The sequence below is a fragment of the Bartonella sp. B1099 genome (genome assembly GCF_944801835.1).
Taxonomy (GTDB): Bacteria; Pseudomonadota; Alphaproteobacteria; order Rhizobiales; family Rhizobiaceae; genus Bartonella.
On the sequence record NZ_CALYLN010000001.1, the window covers coordinates 972,025 to 998,090 of the forward strand.

General features: G+C 39.5%; 22 protein-coding genes. 3 read left to right on the forward strand and 19 right to left on the reverse strand.

Annotated elements, in window-relative coordinates; translation table 11 throughout:
* Positions 1-4 precede the first annotated feature (4 nt).
* Together coaA and NNJ73_RS03990 are read right to left on the reverse strand one after the other, a co-directional pair.
* Positions 5-949, reverse strand: coding sequence for a type I pantothenate kinase (gene coaA / locus NNJ73_RS03985; protein ID WP_254493213.1), 945 nt, complete (start codon positions 947-949; stop codon positions 5-7).
* A gap of 171 nt (positions 950-1,120) precedes the next feature.
* Positions 1,121-2,110: an asparaginase gene (locus tag NNJ73_RS03990; protein ID WP_254492816.1), complete on the reverse strand. Its 990-nt coding sequence runs from the start codon at positions 2,108-2,110 to the stop codon at positions 1,121-1,123.
* Between the two features lie 218 nt (positions 2,111-2,328).
* Between NNJ73_RS03990 and hslV the strand changes: the two genes are divergently transcribed.
* Positions 2,329-2,910 carry an ATP-dependent protease subunit HslV gene (gene hslV, locus NNJ73_RS03995; RefSeq protein WP_012230625.1) on the forward strand — a complete coding sequence of 194 codons (582 nt, stop codon included), beginning with the start codon at positions 2,329-2,331 and terminating at the stop codon, positions 2,908-2,910.
* Positions 2,911-4,221, forward strand: a complete 1,311-nt coding sequence (gene hslU, locus NNJ73_RS04000) for an ATP-dependent protease ATPase subunit HslU (protein ID WP_254492817.1) — start codon at positions 2,911-2,913, stop codon at positions 4,219-4,221.
* An 18-nt stretch (positions 4,222-4,239) separates the two neighbouring features.
* On the opposite strand, the gene NNJ73_RS04005 is transcribed toward hslU, so the two are convergent.
* The 3 genes from NNJ73_RS04005 to rpsO form a co-directional block, all read right to left on the reverse strand.
* Positions 4,240-5,235 carry a class I SAM-dependent methyltransferase gene (locus tag NNJ73_RS04005; RefSeq protein WP_254492818.1) on the reverse strand — a complete coding sequence of 332 codons (996 nt, stop codon included), beginning with the start codon at positions 5,233-5,235 and terminating at the stop codon, positions 4,240-4,242.
* Positions 5,236-5,308: 73 nt separating this feature from the next.
* A complete protein-coding gene (gene pnp / locus NNJ73_RS04010; protein ID WP_254492819.1) occupies positions 5,309-7,504 on the reverse strand; it encodes a polyribonucleotide nucleotidyltransferase in 2,196 nt (731 codons plus the stop codon).
* 251 nt (positions 7,505-7,755) lie between these two features.
* Positions 7,756-8,025, reverse strand: coding sequence for a 30S ribosomal protein S15 (rpsO, locus tag NNJ73_RS04015; protein ID WP_254473402.1), 270 nt, complete (start codon positions 8,023-8,025; stop codon positions 7,756-7,758).
* A gap of 313 nt (positions 8,026-8,338) precedes the next feature.
* Here rpsO and NNJ73_RS04020 point away from each other — a divergent pair, with 313 nt between their 5' ends.
* Entirely contained in the window at positions 8,339-9,967 is a 1,629-nt protein-coding gene (locus tag NNJ73_RS04020; protein ID WP_254492820.1) for an MFS transporter, read from the forward strand.
* Between the two features lie 456 nt (positions 9,968-10,423).
* On the opposite strand, the gene truB is transcribed toward NNJ73_RS04020, so the two are convergent.
* From truB to miaB, 14 genes are all read right to left on the reverse strand, one after another.
* Complete coding sequence (gene truB, locus NNJ73_RS04025) at positions 10,424-11,386, reverse strand: tRNA pseudouridine(55) synthase TruB (RefSeq protein WP_254492821.1); 963 nt, start codon at positions 11,384-11,386, stop codon at positions 10,424-10,426.
* 4 nt (positions 11,387-11,390) lie between these two features.
* The gene (rbfA, locus tag NNJ73_RS04030) at positions 11,391-11,795 is read right to left on the reverse strand and encodes a 30S ribosome-binding factor RbfA (protein ID WP_254492822.1); all 405 of its coding nucleotides are present in this window, start codon (positions 11,793-11,795) and stop codon (positions 11,391-11,393) included.
* A 128-nt stretch (positions 11,796-11,923) separates the two neighbouring features.
* Positions 11,924-14,452 carry a translation initiation factor IF-2 gene (infB, locus tag NNJ73_RS04035; RefSeq protein ID WP_254492823.1) on the reverse strand — a complete coding sequence of 843 codons (2,529 nt, stop codon included), beginning with the start codon at positions 14,450-14,452 and terminating at the stop codon, positions 11,924-11,926.
* The gene (locus NNJ73_RS04040; protein ID WP_254492824.1) at positions 14,449-15,084 is read right to left on the reverse strand and encodes an RNA-binding protein; all 636 of its coding nucleotides are present in this window, start codon (positions 15,082-15,084) and stop codon (positions 14,449-14,451) included. Before NNJ73_RS04040 ends, infB begins: the two co-directional genes overlap by 4 nt.
* Positions 15,085-16,716, reverse strand: a complete 1,632-nt coding sequence (gene nusA, locus NNJ73_RS04045) for a transcription termination factor NusA (RefSeq protein WP_254492825.1) — start codon at positions 16,714-16,716, stop codon at positions 15,085-15,087.
* A gap of 47 nt (positions 16,717-16,763) precedes the next feature.
* Positions 16,764-17,390, reverse strand: a complete 627-nt coding sequence (gene rimP, locus NNJ73_RS04050) for a ribosome maturation factor RimP (protein WP_254492826.1) — start codon at positions 17,388-17,390, stop codon at positions 16,764-16,766.
* A gap of 151 nt (positions 17,391-17,541) precedes the next feature.
* On the reverse strand, positions 17,542-18,243 hold the full coding sequence (locus NNJ73_RS04055) for a tRNA (guanine(46)-N(7))-methyltransferase TrmB (protein ID WP_254492827.1): 702 nt from the start codon (positions 18,241-18,243) through the stop codon (positions 17,542-17,544).
* Positions 18,240-19,508, reverse strand: a complete 1,269-nt coding sequence (gene metK, locus NNJ73_RS04060; protein WP_254492828.1) for a methionine adenosyltransferase — start codon at positions 19,506-19,508, stop codon at positions 18,240-18,242. Before metK ends, NNJ73_RS04055 begins: the two co-directional genes overlap by 4 nt.
* A gap of 131 nt (positions 19,509-19,639) precedes the next feature.
* Complete coding sequence (locus tag NNJ73_RS04065) at positions 19,640-20,053, reverse strand: helix-turn-helix domain-containing protein (protein ID WP_005774131.1); 414 nt, start codon at positions 20,051-20,053, stop codon at positions 19,640-19,642.
* Positions 20,054-20,202: 149 nt separating this feature from the next.
* Complete coding sequence (lnt, locus tag NNJ73_RS04070; protein ID WP_371923234.1) at positions 20,203-21,837, reverse strand: apolipoprotein N-acyltransferase; 1,635 nt, start codon at positions 21,835-21,837, stop codon at positions 20,203-20,205.
* Positions 21,800-22,825 carry a hemolysin family protein gene (locus NNJ73_RS04075; protein ID WP_254492830.1) on the reverse strand — a complete coding sequence of 342 codons (1,026 nt, stop codon included), beginning with the start codon at positions 22,823-22,825 and terminating at the stop codon, positions 21,800-21,802. The genes lnt and NNJ73_RS04075 overlap by 38 nt, the downstream gene beginning before the upstream one ends.
* A gap of 84 nt (positions 22,826-22,909) precedes the next feature.
* Positions 22,910-23,401 carry an rRNA maturation RNase YbeY gene (ybeY, locus tag NNJ73_RS04080; protein ID WP_254492831.1) on the reverse strand — a complete coding sequence of 164 codons (492 nt, stop codon included), beginning with the start codon at positions 23,399-23,401 and terminating at the stop codon, positions 22,910-22,912.
* Positions 23,398-24,534 (reverse strand): PhoH family protein, encoded by a 1,137-nt coding sequence (locus NNJ73_RS04085; protein WP_254492832.1) that lies wholly within the window; start codon positions 24,532-24,534, stop codon positions 23,398-23,400. Before NNJ73_RS04085 ends, ybeY begins: the two co-directional genes overlap by 4 nt.
* 130 nt (positions 24,535-24,664) lie before the next feature.
* Entirely contained in the window at positions 24,665-26,041 is a 1,377-nt protein-coding gene (miaB, locus tag NNJ73_RS04090) for a tRNA (N6-isopentenyl adenosine(37)-C2)-methylthiotransferase MiaB (protein ID WP_254492833.1), read from the reverse strand.
* Positions 26,042-26,066 lie beyond the last annotated feature (25 nt).

Consider the following 26,066-nt stretch of genomic DNA (forward strand, 5'->3'; position numbering starts at 1 on the left):
ATCCTTATAGTCGTCTAAGTGCGACATACTCGACCAAATGATTTTTTCCCTTTCGTAGAATGAGATTGGATCGTGGTCGTGTTGGCAATATGTTTTCTTGTAAATTTTTTAAATTAATCGTTTGCCAAAGATCCTCAGCGATTTTTGAGGCTTCTTTTTCATTGAGTAGGGCATAACGATGAAAATAGGATTCAGGATTTTGAAAAGCTGTTTTACGTAAACGTTTAAAACGCTCTAAATACCAGTGACGAATGACTTCTGTTTCGGCATCGACATAGATTGAAAAATCAAAAAAATCCGACACGAAAGGAATGGCTTTCCCATCTTTAGGAAGATCGCTAACCTGTAATACATTAATCCCTTCAATAATTAAAATATCAGGGCGGTCAATGGTAATTGTCTGATTTTCTAAAACATCATAAGTCATATGAGAATAAAGAGGAGCAGAGACATTTCCGATACCTGCTTTTATCGCTGAGAGAAAGCACAGCAATTTTTTAATGTCGTAGGAATCAGGAAATCCTTTACGATTCATACGATTTTTTTGCTCTAAGATCGCATTAGGATAGAGAAAACCATCCGTTGTGATCAGATCAACTTTAAGGCTAAATGTCCAACGTTTCAATAATTCTTGAAGGATACGAGCGGTGGTTGATTTTCCTACGGCTACAGAACCAGCTATTCCAATAATAAAGGGTGTTTTTTGACTCTCTTCTTGATGGAGAAACTGCTGACGTTTGTGAAAAAGTTCCTGCACTGCTTCAACATGGCATGAGAGCAGACGCGATAAAGAAAGGTAAATGCGTTGGACTTCTTCAAGATCGATAGGATCATCAATAGAGCGTAAACGCTTAATTTCATCAAAAGTTAAAGTAAGAGGTGTGTCCGCACGAAACTCTGACCATTCTTGCGCTGTAAAAACACGATAGGGTGAATATCGGTCAGAAATGGATTTGACCAAATTATCTTCCTGATTAATTTTTTTTATAGTCGTATCAATCATTTTTATTTATCGAAATTTTTTGCCGCAGCGCTTGATTAAGAGCGGACAGATGAGCTGCTTTGTGTTCAAATAAATTTTTTTGCATGCTCTCTTCTTTAAGATAACAGATCATTTTTATTAACTTATCGTCCAGTCATTCCAGAGTGCATGGATTTGTGCCAATGAGTACCCTTGTGCCAAAAAAGCCCATAAAAGGAGGCGCGCTTTTACGGCTGACAAATAACCAGACATAAGAGCACCCGAAGCAATCATATCGATTTCTGAACCTTTATAGCCATAAGTTATACGAGTTGTTGAGCCATTACAACAACGACTCGCAATAATGATGGGTATTTTTTGTGCGTATTGTTGTACAAGATCTGCTTCTTGAAAACTACAGTGTCCTGCACCAAAACCAGCGATAACAAGTCCAGTATAATGTCCACTTTCAAGGCAGAGTTTCATTAAGTGTGCATCAGATGATAAAGAGGAGTAGAGAAGTGCAATTTGATGATCGTAGTTTTGGGGGGGATCAAACGTTGTCGGAAAAAATTTTCGATCATTGAAATAAATAAGTTTTCCCTCTAAAATAGTTCCCAAGATACCTGCAAGGCCTGATTGAAATGTTTCAACCTTGACGGTATGGCTTTTATAGAGCCAATAAGGTGAATGAATCGTATCATTAATGACAACAAGAACGCCTCTATTACGACTTTGTGGGGCGGCCGCGACACGCGTTGCTGCTAAAATATTAGCGGGGCCATCAGCACCTGCTTCGTGAGGGGTACGCATAGCACCGGTTATGATAAGTGGTTCAGCTTCTTTCCAATAAAGAGAAAGAAAAAAAGCAGTTTCTTCCAAAGTATCAGTTCCTTGCGTTAAAACAATTCCTTTTGCGCCAGCGTTTATTTGTTGTTTTGCCCACTCGATTATTTCAAAAAGAATTTTAAAAGATAAAGATCCACTTGGCATTTGCATTAATGTTTGTGCATGAATATCAGCAACCTTGTTTAAATCAGGAACACTTTTTATGAGATTATCTGAGGTTAAAGTCGGTTGCATGTGACCAAAACGATCAGCAGTCATTGCAATTGTTCCACCTAAGGTTCCTATAGCTATTTTTTTCATAATTTTCCTCTATAAAGGCACAAACTGTTTACATAAAACTATTTAGCAGTAATTTACATTGACAACAATAATATCATTTTTTCAATTTCAACAAATTGAGTGATGCTGAATCATTGTGTTTTGCTGTATATGTTCTTAAATAGGACAATAATCATTGAGTTTTACATTGGATGAAAAGATAATATTAAAAAGAAAAGTAATATTTAAGGAGTGTCCTTATGACAGAACATAAGCCAGACATAATGTATGGTACAACGATTATTACGGTACGAAAAGGTGGCAAAGTCGTGATGGCTGGTGACGGTCAGGTCTCTCTTGGACAGACGATTATGAAAGGCAATGCACGTAAAGTCCGTCGTCTTGGGAAGAGCGGAGTGGTTATTGCTGGTTTTGCAGGTGCTACGGCAGATGCTTTCACATTATTGGAAAGATTGGAAACAAAGCTTGAGCAATATCCTGATCAGCTTATGCGTGCATGTGTAGAACTTGCAAAGGATTGGCGAACAGATCGCTATTTGCGTCGTCTAGAAGCAATGATGCTCGTGGCTGATAAGAAAGTAACTTTAGCTCTAACAGGGCTTGGTGATGTCTTAGAACCAGAAGATGGGGTTATGGCCATTGGTTCTGGAGGAAATTTTGCTCTTTCAGCAGCGCGGGCACTCATGGACTTGGATTTGGATGCCGAAACGATTGCCCGTAAAGCTATGGCTATTGCCGCTAAAATTTGTGTTTACACCAATGATCATTTTACGATTGAAACATTGGATGCAGAATTATCTTCTTTAGAGAAAGCTATTTAAATGTGTGTTGTATTTTCCCCTCGTGAGACTGTTTCTGAACTTGATCGTTTTATTATTGGCCAAAATGATGCCAAACGTTCTGTAGCTATTGCACTGCGTAACCGGTGGCGTAGACAACAGCTTAATGAGCCGATGCGTGAAGAAGTGATGCCAAAAAATATTTTAATGATAGGGCCAACAGGTGTTGGTAAGACAGGGATCGCACGTCGATTAGCAAAACTTTCTGGAGCTCCTTTCGTGAAAGTAGAAGCGACTAAATTTACTGAAGTTGGTTATGTGGGGCGTGATGTTGAGCAAATTATTCGAGACCTTGTTGAGATTGCCATTTCTCTTGTGCGTGAAAAGAAACGCGATGAAATAAAAGAAAAGGCTCATGTGAATGCTGAAGAGCGCGTTTTAGATGCCCTTGTTGGTAAAACAGCAAGTCCAGCTACCCGTGATAGTTTTCGCAAAAAACTGCGTGACGGTGAATTAGATGAGAAAGAGATTGAAATTGAAGTAGCTGATAATAATAGCAATAGTGCTTCAACCTTTGATATTCCTGGTATGCCTGGGGCGCAAATGGGGATTATGAATTTATCCGATATTTTGGGCAAAATGGGCAGTCGTACAAAAGTCCGTAAAACGACAGTACGGGATGCTTTTAAACCACTCATTGATGATGAATCTGAAAAACTCCTTGATCAGGAACAAATTATTCAAGAAGCACTTCGTGTTGCTGAAAATGACGGTATTGTTTTTATCGACGAGATTGATAAAATTGCAACCAGGGATGGTGGAGCCAGTGCTACGGTTTCGCGTGAGGGCGTCCAACGTGATCTTTTGCCTTTGGTGGAAGGAACAACAATTGCTACAAAATATGGGCAAATCAAAACAGATCATATTCTCTTTATTGCTTCTGGTGCATTTCATGTTTCCAAGCCATCTGATTTATTACCGGAACTTCAAGGACGTTTGCCTATCCGTGTGGAGCTCAACCCTTTAACAAGAGAAGATTTACGACGCATTCTAACGGAACCAGAAGCGAGTTTGATTAAACAATATATTGCTCTTATGGCAACGGAAGAGGTTCATTTGGAAATTACCGATGATGCGATTGATGCTTTAGCAGATATTGCTGTAGATTTAAATGCAAGGATTGAAAACATAGGGGCACGTCGTTTACAAACCGTTATGGAGCGCGTTTTGGATGAGATTTCTTTTACAGCGCCGGATAAAGCTGGAACATCGTTTAAAATTGATGCTGCTTATGTGAGAAAATCTATTGGTGAGCTCGCTGCTGATATCGATCTTTCCCGTTTTATTCTTTAGAGATATTGCCTGTTTTGTTTATTTTCGTGCTTCGATAATTTTGAAACCATGAGCTTGTTCATGGATCAATACTGAGCGGAAAATATCTTTTAACAATGTTTCATAAGGAAGGTGGCGGTTTGCAACAAGCAGCAGACTGCCACCTGGCCTTAGACATTTTGCAGCATTTATAATAAAATATTTTCCTAAGGAGATATCTGTCGTTTGTTGTGTGTGAAACGGTGGATTTGAAATGATTGTGTCATACAGATTTGTGACAGGCTCATGCACAAGGTCATGCCAATAAAAATGAATTGGAAAAGGGGCTGTTGTGAGGTTAAGGTGCTGTTTTGCTGCTTTCAAAGCGTTGTAATCTGCTTCATAAAGATCAAGAGTTGTCAGTTTTACATTGCTTTCAAGTGCAACGTGAGAAAGATAGCCCCAGCCAGCTCCAAAATCAGCTGTTTTCCCAGAAATAACTTTGGGCATATAAGAAGCAAGGGCAGCAGATCCTAAATCAATACGACCATGTGAGAACATGCCAGAAGTGGTTTGAAATTTATCAAAAGAGAGCGGTGGTGAGCGCAATTGTGCAATATTTTGTTTCTCTATTTGTGGAGGAACTTGCAGCCAAAATACGAGACCATGATTTTTAGATAGTTTATTGGTTATGGGGACAATGGTTTTGACCCATTTCATCATTGAAGCAGCACCAGATGTTTTATTCCCACTGATTACAATCCATCCACTTGGTTTAACGCATTCTAATAAATCAAGAAAACAATTTTGGTTAAAACCACGATATTTGCTGAGGTGCAAAAATGCACCATCATAGATGAGAGTTTTATCTATTTGAGGAGAGCAGTGAAATTGAGTATCGACAAATTTTAAAAAATCTGGTCGCCAAGGCGTGATAATTTTTAAATTTTTCGCCCATTCTGGCGCAGGGACCTCCGTTAAACCAAAACTTAACCAGCATTGGCTTGGATCTGGATACGGGAGAGCATGATTTTCAAAAGGCAAAAATGATAACACATATGGCTCTTTCAAAGAAAAATGCCATTCCAATGCTGGGATGGCACTTCATGATTACGATAAGAAGAAAAACTTACTCTTCTTTTTTCTTCCGACGGCGCTTATTTTCAGGTTGCTTTTTTTCATCCATGCACTTTTCTTCTTTCATCGATTGATCATCGGTCATTTCTTTTCCGGTTTCTTGATCAACAACCTTCATGGATAACCGAACTTTTCCACGCTCATCAAAGCCCATGAGTTTAACCCAAACTTTATCACCTTCCTTAACAACATCTGTTGTTTTGGTGATGCGTTCTGATGCAAGTTGAGAGATATGAACGAGCCCATCACGAGAACCAAAAAAGTTTATAAATGCACCAAAGTCTGCAGTTTTTACAACTGTTCCTTGGTAGATAGCACCAACTTCAGGTTCATCGACGATAGAATGGATCCAGCGTTTTGCTGCTTCAATGGTTTTAGCATCAGCAGAAGCAATTTTAATGGTCCCATCATCTTCAATATTAATTTTTGCTCCAGTTTGTTCCACAATTTCTCGAATAACTTTACCACCAGAGCCGATCACATCGCGAATTTTATCAACAGCAATATTCATAACTTCAATACGTGGCGAAAATTCGCTAAGTTCAGCGCGTGCACTGGTTAAAGCTTTGCCCATTTCATGAAGGATATGGATTCGGCCGTCTTTGGCTTGTTCAAGTGCGATTTTCATAATCTCTTCGGTAATACCGTCAATTTTGATATCCATTTGCAAAGCAGTAATACCATTTTCTGTTCCTGCAACTTTAAAATCCATATCTCCAAGGTGATCTTCATCCCCTAAGATATCAGACAGAACAGCAAAGCGTTCTCCTTCTTTAATCAATCCCATGGCAATACCTGCAACGGGGCGCGCGAGCGGAACACCAGCATCCATGAGAGCAAGCGATGTTCCACAAACCGTTGCCATAGAAGAAGATCCGTTAGATTCAGTAATTTCTGAGACAGCACGAATGGTATAAGGAAAAGATTCTTTCGTTGGCAACATGGGGTGAATTGCTCGCCATGCTAATTTTCCATGTCCAATTTCACGACGACCAGGAGAACCAAGGCGTCCTGTTTCCCCTACTGAAAATGGGGGAAAATTGTAATGAAGAAGGAACGTTTCCTTGTACATCCCCGTTAAGGCATCAACATATTGTTCATCTTCACCAGTCCCCAATGTTGCAACGACAATTGCTTGTGTTTCTCCTCGGGTAAAGAGTGCAGATCCATGTGTACGGGGCAAAATACTTACTTCTGATTGAATAGGGCGCACAGTAGAAAGATTGCGTCCATCAATACGCCTTTCTGTATCAAGAATGTTTCCGCGAACAATTTTTGCTTGCAACTGTTTAAAGACGGTTGCAATTTGGTCAGCACTAAATTGACAGTCATCTTCTGTTTCTGGCATAAATTTACTGATAACTTCTGTTTTTAGGGCATCAATTGCGGCATAACGTTCTTGCTTATCAGTAATTGTGTAGGCCTTTCGTATACCCTGTTCGGCCATTTCTTGCATTGCTTTTTCAAGGTCAGAAAGATCTTCAGGAACAAAATCACGAGGATCTTTTGCAGCCACCTCAGCAAGCTTGATAATGGCATCAATGACAGGTTGAAGGCCTTTGTGACCGAACATCACAGCACCCAACATAATATCTTCTGGTAATTCTTGTGCTTCTGATTCAACCATCAATACAGCACTTTCTGTTCCAGCAACTACGAGATCAAGTTTTGATTCAGGCATTTCATCGATATGAGGATTGAGAACATATTGTCCGTTACAATAACCAACGCGGGCACCCGCTATAGGCCCCATGAAAGGAACGCCTGATAGGGTTAATGCGGCAGAGGCAGCAATCATCGCAAGGACATCGGGATTATTTTCGAGATCATGCTGTATAACAGAAACAATGACTTGTGTATCATTTTTATAACCCTCAACAAAGAGAGGACGAATGGGACGATCAATCAAACGTGAAACCAAAGTTTCATGTTCACTTGGCCGACTTTCGCGTTTTAAATAGCCCCCAGGTATTCGGCCAACAGCATAGGATTTTTCTTGATAATTAACGGTGAGTGGAAAAAAGTCCTGGTCTGGTTTTGGGTTTTTTGCCGATACAACGGTTGCTAAGACAATCGTTTCCCCATAGGTAGCAATCACGGCACCATCCGCTTGACGCGCTATTTTCCCTGTTTCAAGGGTGAGCGGACGCCCGGCCCATTCAATTTCTATCTTGTGCGTTTTGAACATTTTTTATCCTTAATGACCAGTGTTTAAATCTTTGATTTGCTCACATTCTGACTTTGCGTAGCATATTTTCAAGCTCTCGGGTAGACAACAAGTTACCTCTATCTTTGTTACGAAAAGAGAAAGATAAATCGCCTTAAATGCGAAATGATGAGTAGTCCTATCCCATAATAACGTGTCAGTTTTTAAAATTTTTAACGAAAAGCAACATATTGAAAAACTGGGTGGTTTTTTTACACCACCCCATTTTTCTTTTAGCGACGCAAACCTAACTTTTTGATAAGTGTCTGATAACGATTTTGGTCAACTCCTTTAAGATAATCAAGAAGGCGGCGGCGTTGAGACACCATCTTTAAAAGACCACGGCGGGAATGGTTATCTTTTTTGTGAGATTTAAAGTGGTTTGTTAAATTAGAAATACGTTCAGAAAGTACAGCAATCTGTACTTCTGGTGATCCTGTATCACCAGCTTTATTTGCGTATTCTGCGACAAGAGCTTGTTTACGTTCAGCTGTAATCGACATCGTGTCATCCTTTCAAAAAACGAAGAAACATAAAGTCACCCATAGCCGAGATGTCGTTCAGCCAGGGTCTGCGAGGAAATAAGAAGAGTCGAAGACTCTCACCTATTTTCGCTCTTATATAGGAAAGAAGGTTAAAATACTAGTCCTTGACAGCATTTTGAAGTCTTTCTTTAATAAAGGCTTTTGTTTTGAAATATTGATTTAAATAGGATTTTATGAGAATTTTTTTAAAGATTTATGCATCCTTTTGATACAAAGATTATGAGCGTATGTGTGGTAACAAAAGTAATAAATACCGATTTGGAGGGAAAAGATGCAGAGCATTTCAACATTCAAGCTTTTTCGTAATTCGGTATTTCGAAATTTATGGTCATCTACTCTTATTTCTAATTTAGGGGGGCTGATACAGGCTGTTGGAGCAGGGTGGTTAATGGCGTTAATTAGTTCTTCGCATTCCATGGTTGGGCTTGTTCAGAGTGCGACAACATTACCACTTGTTATGTTTTCTTTGATGGCAGGGGCATTAGCGGACAATTTTAATCGGCGTCAAATTATGTTGAGCGCACAGATTATGATGATGGTTATCTCCATGATCTTATCTGTTTTAGCCTATATGGGATTTCTAACACCTTGGCTTTTGTTATTTTTTACGTTTTTGATTGGATGTGGCACAGCATTTTATAATCCTTCTTGGCAAGCAACGATAGGAGATATTGTGAGCAGGGAAAATATTCCTGCTGCTGTTAGTTTGAATAGTGTCGGCTTTAATTTGATGCGGAGTATAGGTCCTGCTATTGGAGGTGCTATCATTGCATCTTTGGGGGCATCTGCTGCTTTTTTGTTTAATGCTATAAGCTATATCCCTCTTATTGGTGCATTATTTCTCTGGAAGTCGAATGATGAAAACAACCCATTACCAAGAGAAAGGCTGTTAGGGGCTGTTTCAGATGGTTTACGTTACGTTGCGATGTCGCCTAATCTTCTGAGTATTATGGTCCGAGCGTTCCTTTTTGGTATAGGGGCGATTTCGATTTTAGCCCTTTTGCCAATTGTTGCGCATAAAGTTCTCGGAGGAAGTGCCCTTCTTTATGGTACATTGCTTGGTTGTTTTGGGTTAGGAGCCATGACAGCAGGGATTATTAATGCATTTGTACGGCATCATTTTCGTTCAGAAACAATTATTGCAAGTGCATTTATTGGTTTTGCCGTTTCTTGCTTTTTATTGGGAATAAGCCGCTCATTGATTGTAAGCCATATTGCTTTATTTCCTGCAGGCCTAAGTTGGGTTTTGGCATTATCATTGTTTAATACATCTGTACAACTCTCTACACCACGCTGGGTTGTTGCGCGTGCTTTAGCACTTTATCAAACGGCATCTTATGGCGGGATGGCTGTTGGAAGTGCAATTTGGGGAGCTTTGGCGGATGGTTATTCTCCAACAATTGCTTTGAGTGTTTGTTCTCTATTCTTGATTGTTGGGGCTCTTGCGGGGGTAAAATTTAGAATTCAAGAAATTCCTCAAATAGATTTGAATCCTCTTGATCATTTTCGAGAGCCAGAACTTTTACTCGACTTAAAAGCAAGAAGTGGCCCGATCATGATCATGATTGATTATCAAATTCATGAAAATGATCTGGAAGAGTTTCTCAAAGTGATGACGCGTCGACGCCATATTCGTTTACGTGATGGTGCGCGCCAATGGGTCCTTTTACGAGATCTTGAAAGACCAGAATATTGGACAGAGGCTTATCATATGCCAACATGGGTAGATTATTTACGCCATAATCATCGTCGTACAAAAGCGGATGCTGAAGTTAATAAGCGTTTGCGCCATTTAAATTGTGCTCCTAACGGTATAAGAGTACACCGCATGATTGAACGACAGACAATTCCCCAAGTCAATGAGATGCTTTTAAAAGTTCCTTCTGATCATCTTCCTTAAGCTTTTCAATATGGTTGTTATATTTTTGAGATCAATTGATTAGCATAAGCACAAAAAATGAGCTATTTTATGGTTAAAAAATTGATTTATAATGATATTTTGTTATTTTTTTATGTTAAGTGATAGCCTTAAAAATTAAAGCTTCTCTCATTTTAAATCTATTGATCTTATTTATATTAAATCAATCCAAATTATTTTCTTACCCATTAAAAATGGGGGAAAACGTATAGGTTAAAACGATTGAAAAAGAAATAAAAAAGCCTTTTATGAAGCTTCTCAAATATGAGGGGTGTGACATTAAGGGGATGACACAGTGTATAATGTTTTGGTTTTTCACATCGTTTTTAAATCTTGATATGAATGCGGTGAGTGTAGAGAAATGAAAAGCAACATATTTCTCTTAATCTTATAGGGAATAAGATCTTTCAACAAGAGATGGTTATAAGAAAGAGTCACTTAAATTGTGAAAATCCGCTTTGGTTTAAATAGACCTTTACCGAGAATGCCAATAGCAAGAAGTTGTTCCTTATAGAGGAGACAAACCTCCTCTTCATCAAGAGGTGTTTTATCAGCACATAAAGGAATAGAATGCCCCCTCATAACTCTCTGTGCTTGGCTTCCGGTAAGCGGATAATGAGGGAGACAATCTAATGCAGCTCCCGTTTCAATTAACAGTTCATCGAGTGTTGAGAAGTCTTTTTCAAAAGAACTCTTATTTTCATCTGTGGTGTTTTTATTGGGCGATATTGCTGCTTTTAGTTCATCCCATGTAATGAGATCCTCTTCATCAAAAGGTGCGACAGCAATACGTCTTAAATCAGCGATATGCCCATAGCAACCCAGATCACGTCCCATATCGCGTGCTAGCGAGCGCACATAAGTTCCTTTCCCGCAGGTTATTTCAAAGACAGAGGACTCTTTGGTAGGCATTTCTATTAATTTGAAAGTTTCTATTTCCACTTCACGGGGCGTAATTTCAACGACTTCCCCTTCACGCGCGAGATCATAAGCGCGATTTCCAGCAATTTTGATTGCTGAAAATTGTGGAGGTGTTTGCAAAATAATACCTGTATATTGAGGAAGAAGAGCAAGTATTTCTTCTTGTGTTGGACGTTTGAGAGATGTTTTCGTTATTTCTCCTTCTCGATCATCTGTTGAACGTTCTTGCCCCCAAGCGATATGAAAACGGTAAGTTTTTTTTCCTTGCATCACGTAAGGAACGGTTTTGGTTGCTTCACCTAAGGCAATGGGGAGAAGACCAGAAGCAAGAGGATCAAGCGTACCTGCATGTCCTGCTTTTTGTGCGTGAAAGAGCCATTTGATTTGTGAAACAGCTTCTGTTGATTTCATGCCTTTTGGTTTATCAAATATGATCCAGCCAGAAACAGGACGCCCTTTTTTTTTGCGTTGCCGTGTCATTTCTTTAATCCTCATCTTTACCACTATGAAGATCACGCGCAACCTCAGGTGACCGGAGGAGGGCATCAATTTTTGAAAAATTATCAAAACTATTATCAAGCCGGAAACGCAGTTCTGGCATATATTTCATTTGTCGTAACGCATGACTGATCTCTCTACGGAGAAAACGACTATGTTTATTGAGGGTATCAACAACATCGGTATGGGAAGAATTTTTAAGTGTGCTGAGAGGTAATACAAAGCAAGTAGCAATTTTTAAATCTGGTGACATGCGCACTTCAGAGACAGAAATGACAACATCTTTCAAGACATCATCAAGCAAAATATCACGCTGTAGTATATGCGCTACTGCATGACGGACTTGCTCTGCTACTCTAAGTTGCCGTTGTGATGGTCCTGCATTTTTCATCAAAGTTTTATCCTTGCTCCAAAACCTCTTTTTTTTTGACTATCCAGATAAGGAAAAAAAGAGATATTGTGTATAGAATTCCAATAACTTTTCTCATTTTTAAACAGAGTAAAGGCTGTTGGATTCTTTTATAATGTGCGATTAATATGTTCGATACGGAAGGTTTCAATGATGTCTCCTGCGCGCATATCCTCATAATTTTCAAATGCTATTCCACATTCTTGACCACTTTGCACTTCATTGACTTCATCTTTAAAGCGTTTGAGTGTTTTCAGTTTTCCTTCGTGAATAACGATATTATCTCGGATAAGGCGAACACCGGCTCCTCGTTCTATTTTACCTTCTGTAACACGACATCCAGCGACTTTTCCGATTTTCGTAATGTTAAAGACTTCTAGAATTTCAGCATTACCAAGGAAAGTTTCACGCTGTTCTGGTGAGAGGAGACCAGACATGGCTGCTTTGATATCATCAACAAGATCATAAATGATGTTGTAATAACGAATTTCAATTCCTTGTGTTTTAGCAAAATCACGCGCCTGTTTATTGGCTCGAACATTAAAACCAATTACAGCTGAGTTAGAAGCTTCCGCAAGAGAAATATCACTTTCGGTAATTCCTCCAGCACCAGAATGGACAACACGTGCACGAACCTCATCATTTCCTAGTTTCTCCAATGCCGAAGCGATTGCTTCAATGGATCCTTGCACATCCCCTTTGATAATAAGAGAAAATTCTTTAACACCAGTGGTTTGCAATTTTGTCATCATCTGTTCAAGAGAACCACGTGAACCAGTTTGTCGAGCAACAGCTTTATCACGTGCTAATCGTTGACGGTATTCAGAAATTTCGCGTGCTTTTGCTTCATGCGTGACAACCGCAAAACGATCTCCGGCTAGTGGTGTTCCTTGCATGCCTAAAATTTCAATTGGTGTAGAAGGAACGGCTTCTTTAACATGGCGACCATGATCATCAATCAAAGCACGCACCCGCCCCCATTCATTTCCGGCAACAATAATATCAGAAGGATGTAATGTCCCTTTTTGAACAAGAACGGTTGCAACAGATCCGCGTCCACGGTCCAATTTGGCTTCAATGACAACGCCCTCTGCAGTTCGTTGAGAATCTGCTTTTAGATCAAGCATTTCAGCCTGAAGGAGGATAGCTTCGAGAAGTTTATCAAGATTTTGACCCGTTTTAGCGGAAACTTCAACGTCCAAAGTTTCACCGCCCATCGTTTCAACAAACACTTCGTGTTGTAAAAGTTCTGTACGCACTTTTTGTGCATTCGCAGCTGGTTTATCAATTTTGTTGATAGCAACAATAATAGGGACACCAGCAGCTTTGGCGTGATTAATTGATTCAATCGTCTGCGGCATGACACTATCATCAGCGGCGACAACAAGAACGGCAATATCGGTAACACGAGCCCCACGGGCACGCATAGCAGTAAATGCTGCATGCCCCGGTGTATCAATAAAGGTAATTTTTTGACCGTTTTGTTCTACTTGATAGGCTCCAATATGCTGCGTAATGCCACCTGCTTCACCAGAAACAACATTGGCTTTGCGAATTGCATCCAGAAGAGAAGTTTTTCCGTGGTCAACATGGCCCATAATGGTTACAACAGGGGGACGCGGTTGCATATTTTGAGGATTATCCGTTATATTAAAGATACCTTCCTCTACGTCAGATTCTAAAACACGTTTAACAGTATGACCAAATTCAACAGCAATGAGTTCGGCAACGTCTGCATCAATAACATCGCCAGGTTTCATCATTTGTCCTTGTTTCATTAAAAATTTAATGACATCAACAGAACGCTCAGTCATACGTTGTGCAAGCTCTTGAATGGTAATCGTTTCAGGAAGAACAACTTCGCGAGAAATTTTTTCTCTTGGTTCTTGGTTTTGTGCACGCTTAAACTTTTCCTGTCTGCGTCGCATTGCTGCCATTGATCGCCCCCGCGCACTTCCTTCATCGTCCAGCGCGCTATTAAGAGTCAGTTTTCCACGGCGTCGCTCATCAGCTCCTTTGATAACTTTTGGTGCACGTATTTCTGATTTAGCAGGATTAGCACGTCGGCTATGCCGTTCTTCCTCTTTATTTTCATCTATTTTGCGCTTTTCAATCATCGCTGTGTTTTTAGGCGTAAGAGGAATATCTGTCTTTTCGATGAGGGGAGACTCAGAAAAAACAGGTGGAATCTGTACCGGTGATTTTTCTTCTTCTTGTTTTTGAAGTATTTCTTTTTCTTTGATTTCTTGCTTTAAAATTTCTTCACGCTCTTTAGCGTGTCTTGCTTCTTTTTCAGCTTGTTCTCGCATTATCCTTTCTTGGATATGTGCTTCTTCTAATGCGCGAAGTCTTGCTTCCATTTCAGCCGATGAAAGATTGCTTTTGGCCACAGATTCCTGAGGTTTTTTTTCCTCAAAACGGGGTTTAGAGCGCTGGGGTGCCACATGCGGTTTTGTAATAGGCTGCAGGGTCTCAGCTTTTTCATCAGGTCGCGTAATTTTACGCCGTTTGGTTTCGACAACGACAGCCTTCGTACGACCATGGCTAAAATTTTGTTTGACCGTACTCGTTTCCAAGACAGACCGCTTGAGAGTTAGTGTCTTCTTGCCTGTTGTTTTGTCGTTGTTATTTTCACTCATTGTACTTCCTTCACGGCTAGTGCCGTCATCTCACCGTGCTTATTATGCTTGTCATCACGATAGCTGATCAATTTATATGTTGTTTTAAGAAATCCTTCAGCAGCTTTTGTGTCCAATAAGGCTGCGTGCATGACAGGATTAGAGCCAAAAGCCATGCGCATTTCATCACTTGTAAATAAAGATATGGTTTTTATCGTCCGATTTGTTTGTTGTTGTATTGTATGGATGGCCTGTGCAATTTTTCGTTTTCCATCTTCTGTTGATTCTTTAGCATGAAGTACAAGAATAACTTGACCAGAGCGGATAGCAGCGTCAACCTTGGTTGCTCCCATGACAACAGCGCCTGCTTTTCTTGCCATGGAAAGGCTTGACAGAGCAGCTTTGAGTAAAAGCGTATCAACAATATGCACAAGATTTGGTGCAACCTCAACCTCTGTTTTAAAACTTTTATGAAAAGCTTTCTGTTTGATCGCTTTCTCAATAACAGCATGATGGGCAGAAATCCAAACGCCACGCCCTGGTAAATTCGCTTTAAGATCAGGAACAATTTGGTTATTGGGCCCCATAACAAAGCGGATCAGCGTTTGTGCTGAAGCATTTTGTCGGGTCACAATGCAAGTTCGTTCATTCATTTAAAGTGTATCCACATCCAAATCATCTGTTTTCTCATTTTCTGTAGAGTTTTCATCTTCTACAGGATTTTCTGTAACAAGATCAGCTTGGTCTATCCAGCCTGCTTGTACACGTGCGGCTAAAACCATAGCTTCTGCATCTGCGCGTGTAATGTCAAAAGGGGTTAAAATACCAGAAAAGTTTTTTGTTTGTCCTTCTTTACGTTCTCTCCAACCCGCTAAATCATCAACGGCATAGCCAGCAAAGTCTTCTATTGTTTTTACACCATCCTCACCCACAGCAACCAGCATAGCACTTGTCATTCCAGGAAGTGTACGCAATTCGTCAGAAACTCCGAGCTTTTTGCGTTTTTCATCAAGTTCTTTTTCTTGATGCTCAAGATATTCGCGGGCCCGACTTTGGATTTCAGTAGCGGTATCATGGTCAAAACCATCAATAGAAGCAATTTCTTCAAGATCAATATAGGCAATTTCTTCAATAGAAGAAAAACCCTCTGATGCCATAACCTGTCCGATCATTTCGTCAACCTCTAAGGCTTCCATAAACAATTTACTGCGTTCAGTAAATTCTTTTTGACGATTTTCAGATTCTTCCTTTTCCGTTAAAATATCAATGTTCCATCCTGTTAGTTGTGAAGCTAAGCGAACATTTTGTCCACGTCGTCCAATAGCAAGGCTGAGTTGGTCATCCGGAACAATGATTTCAATGCGTTCAGCATCTTCATCAAGAATGATTTTAGAAACTTCAGCAGGTTGCAGTGCATTAACGACAAATGTTGCAGCATCAGGCGACCAAGGAATAATATCAATTTTTTCGCCTTGTAACTCTGCAACAACGGCCTGCACACGGCTTCCTCGCATTCCCACACATGCGCCAACAGGATCAATGGAACCATCGCGTGAAACAACAGCAATTTTGGCTCGTGAACCTGGATCGCGGGCAACCGATTTGATTTCTATAATACCATCATAAATTTCTGGAACTTCCATCGTGAAAAGTTTTACCATAAATTGAGGATGTGTGCGTGAAAGGAAAATTTGTGGTCCACGTGTTTCACGGTGTACATCATTAACAAAAGCACGAATACGGTCTCCATAGCGGAAGGATTCACGGGGAATTAATTCATCACGACGCACAATAGCTTCACCGCGTCCTAGATCAACGATAACATTGCCATATTCCACACGCTTGACTGTACCAGAAATAATTTCACCAACTTTATTTTTGAATTCTTCATATTGCTGATCACGCTCTGCGTCACGTACTTTTTGTACAATCACCTGTTTAGCAGATTGTGCTGCGATGCGTCCAAAATCCATAGGAGGTAAAAGATCAGCAAAAAAATCACCAATTTTTGCATCTGCTTGGCGTTTGAGTGCATCGGATAAAGTAATTTCCGTTGTATAGTCTTCAACAACATCAACGATTTTAAGCAGGCGTTGTAATTTAATTTCACCTGTTTTGGAATTGATTTCAGCACGAATATTGGTTTCTTGACCATAACGAGAACGTGCTGCTTTCTGAATGGCATCAGCCATCGCAGAAATGACAATTTCACGGTCGATTGACTTTTCACGTGCAACAGCATCTGCAATTTGCAGAATCTCAAGTCTGTTAGCGCTTGTAGCCATCAATTTTCTCCTTCTTTGTGCCACACGATGGGTATTTCTCAGTGATATTATTTTTTGAAATTGAGCGTCTGTATTGAGTCGGTAGGATTATCTTCGGGAATGAATTGTTGACTTAAATCTTTATTTTTTTTCAGTGCATCGCGAATAAGCTCATCGGTAAGCACTAAATGCGCGCTTATGATATCACAAAAGGAAATAGAGGTATACATGGCTTCTCCGTAAGCAGCTTTATCAGTGTTTAAAATAAATCCATCTTGCGTGATATTGGTAAGTGTTCCACGAAATTTTCGACGTCCATCAATGGTTATTTTGGTTTCAATTTTTGCAAGATGCCCTTGCCAATGAAAAAAATCGGATTTTCTTACCAATGGACGATCAATTCCAGGGGATGAGATTTCTAAATGATATTTGCGTTCGATAACATTTTCCACATCAAGGAGGGGGGAAACAGTCCGACTAACAGTTTCACAATCTTCCACCGTTAGAGAACCATCAGCTCGTTCAACCATAATTTGAAGTGTTAAACCATTTTGTCCAAGAAGCTTCACACGAACCAAACGAAAACCTAAAGGTTTAAGCAATGGTATGACAAGAGCAGCAATCCTTGCCTCGATACCATCTTCTTCAAAAAGACGTGGCTCATCAAGATTGCTTATTTTTTCAGCTTCATTCATACATTTTATCCAAGTTATTTTCGTCAGTTTTACGATATTAAAAAAGAGCAGGTCCAACGACCCACTCTTCATCATAAGACCAAGAATTTAGTTACTGATACTCTTAAATTCAAAATTTTTCAAGATCTTTATGAGAAAAGCGCTTGATCTTTTATTTCTTGATAAAGGTAAGATAGGTAGGCGTTCGTCCTTCGCGTAAAGCTTTTGCTTCATAGCGGGTTCCTTTCCATAGTGGATAAGGGGTCTTCCAATCTTTGGGGCTTTCTGCTTGCCACTCAAAGTGATCATGGTGTGCACAATGATAGAGGGTCCAGTTTACATAACTGTCTATATCGCTCGCAAAGCGAAAAAATTTCCCCGTTTTAAGAACGCGAGCAAAACGGTTAAGATTTTTTACGTTGATGAAACGCCGTTTCCAGTGTTTCTTTTTAGGCCAAGGATCAGGATAGAAAAGATCTATTCCATCAAGTGAGTTATCAGGGAGCCAATCAAGCAGGCGTGTAGCATCATCATTATAGAGACGGAGATGATTTTGATAGTGTACCTGCTGTTCAAGGGAAAACAATATTTTTGCCATGCCATTGATAAAAGGCTCGATGCCGATAAAACCGGTTTGTGGAAAATGTTCCATTTCATGGAGTAAATGTTCACCGCCCCCAAAGCCAATTTCAAGTCGAATTTCTTTTACTTTGCTCGAAAATAAGGATGTAAGATTTGAGGGAGGAGGGACATTCAAATCAATATTAAAATAAGGGAGAAGCATTTTTATACGTTCAAGCTGATTGTTTCGCAGCTGCTTTCCTTGTCGGCGTCCAAAAAAGGCTTCACTCTTGCGTGTATTATATTTAATCATGGAATTTTGATCATTGTTTGAAGCGTTTTCACGAGATCAGTTTTTTCCCATGAAAATGAACCATCATGCTTTGGTTTTCGCCCAAAATGACCGTAAGCCGCTGTTTTTGTGTAGATCGGTTTATTAAGATCAAGATGTTTGCGAATTCCAGTAGGAGAAAGGTCCATTATTTTTCGAATGGCTGCTTCAATAACCTTTTCATCGACTTTTCCTGTTCCATGAAGATTAAGATAAATCGATAAAGGTTGCGCAATACCAATTGCATAGGAGAGCTGAATGGTGCACCGCTCTGCTAAATGAGCAGCAACAATGTTTTTAGCCAGATAGCGTGCTGCATAGGCTGCAGAACGATCAACTTTTGTTGTGTCTTTTCCTGAAAAAGCACCGCCTCCATGGGGGGCTGCTCCTCCGTAAGTATCCACGATAATTTTGCGTCCCGTCAGTCCAGCATCGCTTTGAGGGCCACCAATGACAAATTTTCCTGTTGGGTTAATATACCAACTGCATTGAGCTGAAATGGGAATATCATGTAAAGCTTGACGAATATAAGGCTCAACGACTGTGCGGACTTTATTGGAATCCCAACTTTCGTCAAGATGCTGTGTTGAAAGAACGATGGATGTTACTTCTATGGGTTTTCCATCTTTATAGCGTATGGTGATTTGGCTTTTAGCATCTGGTCCTAATTTCCCAGTTTCTCCTTCTCCTTTATGGCGGGCTGTAGCAAGAAGTTTGAGAATTTTATGCGCATAATAAATTGGCGCAGGCATAAGGTCAGGTGTCTCACGGCAAGCATATCCAAACATGATGCCTTGATCACCTGCTCCTTCTTCACCATGCCGATCCATCGCATTATCAACGCCTCTTGCAATGTCAGCGGATTGCGGGCGCAAAAGAACATCAATTTTAACAGTTTTCCAATGGAAACCTGCTTGTTCATAGCCAATGGCACGAATAGCACGGCGCGCTGCCGTACGAAAACGCGTAGGATTAATGAGTGGAAAGCCAGTTTCATCATAAATAAATTCTTTATTTTTATCTTTTTTCAAAAACGTATCAGGAACACGAACTTCACCGGCGATAACAACACGGTTGACACTGACGAGAGTTTCACAAGCAACGCGCACTAGCCACGGATCAGTACCAGTTTTTTGTGCTTCTTTGTAGATCATATCAACGATTTCATCAGAAATACGATCACAAATTTTATCAGGATGCCCTTCCGATACCGATTCGCTCGTAAAAAGATAATCTTGATGCGGCATAGGAACTCCTTCAAAAAAGAAAACCAACAATTCAATTAATTGCCTACTAAAATCGCTACGATTTGCCAATATCATAGCAAATCGTCAATACAAATTGATGTGAACAAGAGAGAAAAATATAATTTTTAATTTTATAGCTTATCTGTCAAATCTTCCTCAGAAAGTGCTTTTGCCAAGTCAATGATTTTTCGACGCACTTTAGCATCAGATATATTCGTAAAAGCTCGCATGAGCTGGATACCTTCGCTGCTAGAACAAAAGTCCATAAAATTGTGATCACTTTCAGCAAAACCTTCTACTTGTTGAGAGGTAAGACCTTTATCAAAAAAGTAAGAAACAGGAACATCCATAATTTCTGCTATCGCTTGAAGACGACTGGCACCAATACGGTTGGTTCCTTTTTCATATTTTTGAATTTGCTGAAAAGTAATACCTAATTTTTCACCTAGTTTTTCTTGAGTAAGTCCTAAAATATTACGACGTAAACGGATACGAGTTCCAACATAAATATCGATAGGGTCAGGTTTTTTTCTAGTTTCGGTCATAATGCAACTCTTTAATTTCCAGCACTTTTCTTTTAAACCAACATCAGATTTATGCGAAGTTGGTTTATCATACAATTAAAATAATATGTAATATTTTTTCCCAATATTACTGGTAAACGCAACATAATACCGTACAATGAGCACTTGAATCACTTAGGCTGTTTTGTAAAACCAAAACCAATACGACACAATAGCATAAGGATGAATAAGATAAAAGTAGCGAAAGTTCTGTATTCATTGCTTCCTATAGGGGTAATGGCTGATGGAATTTTTGAATCAATAATGCCCACAGCATTTTGTTGAAGAGCTACAACGATTCGTCCATAAGAATCAATAACAGCTGATATTCCATTATTGGCTGCTCGTATGAGGGGAATTCCCAGTTCAATGGCACGAAGCTGTGCTTGTTGAAGATGTTGATAGGGGCCTGGTGTTACACCAAACCATGCATCATTTGTAACATTAATGATTGCTTGAGGCGGAGAACCTTTAAAAGTCATTTCATGAGGAAATATTGCTTCATAACAAATCAACGGTAGATAAGAAAATCCGTTTGGCATTGTGACAGTTTTGCGTACATGTGCAGCACTATATCCACCAATATTATCAGCGAGAATACGCAATCCAATTTTTTCCAATAAATTCTGATAAGGAAGATACTCACCAAAAGGGACCAAATGAAGTTTATCGGAAGTGTGTAAAATATTACCTTGAGCATTAATGACTGCAATTGTATTAAAATATTGTGTTTGGGAATAAGGGAGATCATCACTGGTGCGTATCGCTCCAATAATAGCCCATTGTTTAGGTTTTAAAAGAGAGGCAATGCGCATTGTGATAGATGAATTATCATAGAGAAGGTAAGGAACGGATGCTTCAGGCCATACGATAAAATCGGGTTCTGGATTTTTATCAGTTATTGGTGTTGCACTCAGATTCATATGCGCTTCCAATATAGCTTCTCGTGTATTATCGCGCAATTTTATATTTTGTTGGATAGAAGGTTGAATAATGCGCACCCAATAATTGCTCTTTTGATCTTCAGCTGTATTCTCTATCGTATGGAGACGATAAAATCCAAAACTACTATGAATGAATATAAGTGATAAGCAAAGAGAAAGTGCCGCTTTCTTTTTTTCATTTGTTAATAAAACTGTTGGCAAACTGTAGGTTAAGACAGCAAGAATATTCATTCCGTAAAGTCCTACGATTGCATCAGATTGCATGAACATCGGGGTTGGCATGGCTGTATAGCCAAGAGCATTCCACGGAAATCCTGTGAATAAGAACGCACGCAACCACTCGGCCAATCCTAAGGCAAAGGCTAAAACGAAAAAACGTGCTATTCCTTTTGTCCATAATAAACCGACAATGAAACCAGAAAAAAACCAATAAAGAGAAAGGTAGAGAGGAGGAAATAAAATAGCTAATGGGACCGCCCAACCAAAAGAATCTGGATCTGTCAACAAAGCATTGCAGAGCCACCAAAGTCCGCAAATAAAATAACTAAAACCAAAGGTTCCACAGCTTAAAGCGTAGGTAAAAAAATATTTTTTATTGTTTGGAGAGGATTGTATTGAGTCAAGTAAAACGATAAAAATGGGAAAAGTGAGAAAGCAAAGAGGTGTTAAATAAAAGGGTGGCAGTGCAAGGGAAGTAAGAGCACCACATAGAAATATCCATGCTTGTCGCTTCCAGCTGGTAATAGAGAACAAAAAAACGATAAAATTGTTTAAAAACGCTCGACTATTTTTTAGAGATGGCATTGTTTTCAAAATTTTCATTTTCTGGAATGCGAAAAATGCGCAATCGCTTAATTCGGCGTTTATCAGCTTCTAAAATACGGAATTTATAGCCAGGAACAGCTTCGACAACTTCACCTTTTGCAGGAATACGATCAAGAATGGAGACAATTAAACCACCAATAGTATCAACCTCATCACCATATTCTCCAACGATGAAATCAGGTCCAAGAGCTTTCTCCACATCTTCTAATTCGGTTCTTGCATCAACGAGCCACTTATTGTTGTGTTCGCGTACGATCGCATTGTCGACATGATCATGTTCATCTTCGATATCACCCACGACCAATTCAACAATATCTTCCATTGAAACGAGACCATCTGTTCCTCCATGTTCATCAATAACTAAAGCCATTTGTGTTCGTGTGGTTTGCATTCGTGTTAATAATTTGCTTGCAAGCATAGAACTTGGAACAAAGAGAACGGTTCGGATCAAATCCAATTCACCGATGGGGGTATGTAAATCTGTATGGTTTAACGGAAGCAAATCGGATTTCTGTTCGGTTTTTGTAGGGTTGATAATAAAGCGAGTCATATAGTTAAGAATATCGCGGATATGGATCATGCCGCGCGGGTCATCTAAAGTTTCAGCATAAACAGGGATACGAGAATGACCAATTTTTGCGAAACATTTAAGGGCTTCTCCAAGCGAGGTATTTATTTCCAATGCTTCAATTTCAGAACGCGGTATCATAACATCATCCACGCGTGCTTCACGCAAGCGTAAAATATTATGCAGCATAGTACGTTCTTCAGGTGAGAAGAGGGCGGTATCTTTTTCATTGTTAGTCGCAAGTGCAACGGTAAGATCATCGCGCAGTGACGTAGATGCACAATTACGGCCGCGCAAGAATGAAAACAAATGATTCATCAGGGAATATTTTTCTGTATGATTCGTCTGTTGAGAGGGATCTTTTTCATTATTAGAAGATGTTTGACTATTATTTTGTTCATTTATTTTGTTTGCCATGGTTTTAAAATCTTCTAAACTTTCTTTTTATGATAGGTAAATGAAAGGCTTTAAATGGTATGCTCGTCATATTGATTTTAAAAGTTAAATTTTATCATTTATAGATAACTCAGCGTAAGGATCTTTGATGGAGAGCTTTTGAAGAATTTCTCTTTCGAGCATTTCCATTTGATGGGCTTCATCATCGGTTTCATGGTCATAACCAAGCAGATGCAAGGTACCATGAACGATCATATGCGTTAAATGGTCTTGAAATGTTTTTCCTTGTTTTTCTGCTTCGAGCACAACAGTTTCTCGCGCAATAATAATATCACCCAGCATGGGACCAGGAGAACTTCCAGCTTTAATTGGGAACGCCGGAAAGGATAATACATTAGTAGATTTGTTTTTACCCCGCCATTGTGCATTGATTTGTGCCATATGTTCATCATCCGTAAAAAGCAGGCTAATCTCGCTTACAACATTTTCCAATGAAACATGATGCATCACCGCCATTAATGCTTCTTCGGTGATATTATAAAGCATTTTCTCATCATTCCACCCTGCGCTTTTAGTCATTATATCAATAGTAATCATGATGAATCAAATTCATTTTTTAATGTATTGCATGCGCGTGATTTTTTTTTATTTTGTATTTCAGAATCACGATCGTAGGCATGAACGATAGCAGCAACAAGAGGGTGGCGTACAACATCTTTTTCATCAAAGCGCACAATGGCAATATTTTCTACATTTGAAAGAATGCGGATTGCTTCAATAAGACCTGATTTTTGCCCTATAGGCAAATCAATTTGGCTTACATCCCCGGTAACAATCATACGTGTTCCTTCTCCAAGACGCGTGAGGAACATCTTCATTTGCATAGGCGTGGTATTTTGTGCTTCATCAAGAATAACAGCGGCATGGGCAAGTGTTCGCCCGCGCATAAAGGCAAGAGGAGCAATTTCTATGACACCAGAAGCTAAAATACGTTCTATTTTTTCAGCCGGCATCATATCATAAAGAGCATCATAAAGGGGGCGTAAATAAGGGTCGACTTTTTCTTTAAGATCACCAGGAAGAAATCCCAGATGTTCTCCAGCTTCAACAGCAGGACGTGAGAGAATAATACGTTCAATGATACCACGTTCTAGAAGCATTGCAGCATGAGCAACAGCAAGATACGTTTTTCCTGTTCCTGCTGGTCCTACACCAAACACAAGTTCAGTATGCTCCATAGCGCGTATGTAAGCATCTTGTGTTGGAGTCCTTGCATGAATTATTTTTTTATGGGTACTCAACCGTGCTGGTATACGTTTCGTTGCAGATTTGTGTGTTATTGTGTCTTTTTTCTGCTTCTGTGGTATATTCGCCATAGCAATCGCTCCTTTTATATCTGATAAAGTGAGCTCTTGATGTGTTTTGGCACGCTCATAAAGCTGCTGCAATACATATTGCGCGCGCTTTATAACAGAAATATTTCCATGGATTAAGATTTCATTCCCACGCGGATGAATACTCAGTTTGAGTTTTTTTTCGATATAAGCAAGATTTTCGTCAAATTTACCAAAAACCACTTTTGCATATTGATTATTTTCAAAAATCAAAACAACTTGGCTCGTATTTAAAGCGCTTGCTTGTTCCAAGGGATCAATTTTCTCAATGTCAGCGTTTATTTTTTCAGTTGAAGCTTTCAGCTTATTCTCCATATCGACATCAATATTACACATTTTTTTGAGTAAACTTTATAAAAGGCAAATTTTCTTTCATAAAAATTCATGTCTTAGATGTAATCATTTTCCTTTGAAAATAAAAGAGTTTTCCAAAATCTTTATTGTGAACAAGATGGTAGAGGCCTATTTATCTATTTGTCACTTCACCGACAAAACTATTTGAGCTTACATTTTTAATATGCGTTGTTACCACACAGCCTGTAGAAGCATCTGTATCCACAACAACAGGTAAAAGCCAAGGGGAACGTCCCACCATTTGTCCTGAGTGACGTCCAGGTTTTTCGATAAGAATATCCGTTTTTTGACCAATTTTAGAACGCAAAAATGTATTTTGCTGTTCAAGGAGGAGAACTTGTAAATGTTGAAGTCGGGCATCTTTGACAGCTTCATCAACATGATTTTTCATTGTAGCTCCCACTGTTCCAGGACGGGGAGAATATTTAAAAGAATAAGCTGAACTATATTGTACTTGTTGAATGAGCTTAATGGTTTCTTCAAAGTCTTCATCTGTTTCTCCTGGAAATCCTACAATAAAATCACCTGAAAAGGCAATATCTGGCCGTGCAGCCCGAATTTTTTCGATAATATGAAGATAATAAGAGCTTTTATGTTGGCGGTTCATTGCTTTTAAGATGCGATCTGAGCCTGATTGAACAGGAAGATGCAAGTAAGGCATTAACATATCAAGATCTCGATGCGCAGCAATAAGGCTATCATCCATATCACGTGGGTGGCTGGTTGTGTAACGCAAACGCTTTAAACCATCCAGTTTTGCAAGATGATAAAGAAGATCACCAAGACGCCAGGTTTTGCCATCTGCACTTTGTCCATGCCAACCATTAACATTTTGTCCAAGCAGCGTAATTTCTTTAACACCCGCTTCAATGAGTTGACGGGCTTCTTCAGTAATTTGCTCGACGGAGCGCGATATTTCAGCACCCCGTGTATAGGGTACAACACAAAAAGTGCAAAATTTATCGCACCCTTCCTGTACTGTTAAAAATGCGCTAACACCCCGTTTTCTTACTGCACGTTTATTATGAGGCGGCAAATGAGCAAATTTATCTTCAACAGCATAATCTGTTTCGATAATTTTTTTACCTTGTTTGGCTTTTTCTAACAATTCTGGCAAGCGATGATACATTTGCGGACCAATCACGAGATCCACTGTTGGAGCGCGACGCAAGATTTCACTTCCCTCCGCTTGTGCAACACAACCAGTTACACCAACGGTTAAGGGTTTATCAGGTGTTCGCTCTTGACGCATAACACGTAAACGACCAAGATCAGAATAAAGCTTTTCTGCTGCTTTTTCACGAATATGACAGGTATTGACAAGAATAAGATCGGCATCATCAGGCGTTTGTGTTGTCACATAGCCTTGCGCACTGAGACTATCAGTCATCCGCTGGCTATCATAAACATTCATTTGACACCCATAGGTTTTGATAAAAACCTTTTTAGGAGTAGCAGGAGATGTATTTTTAGGATTTACTTTATTCATAGTGCTTGTCTAAATGTTTTTTATA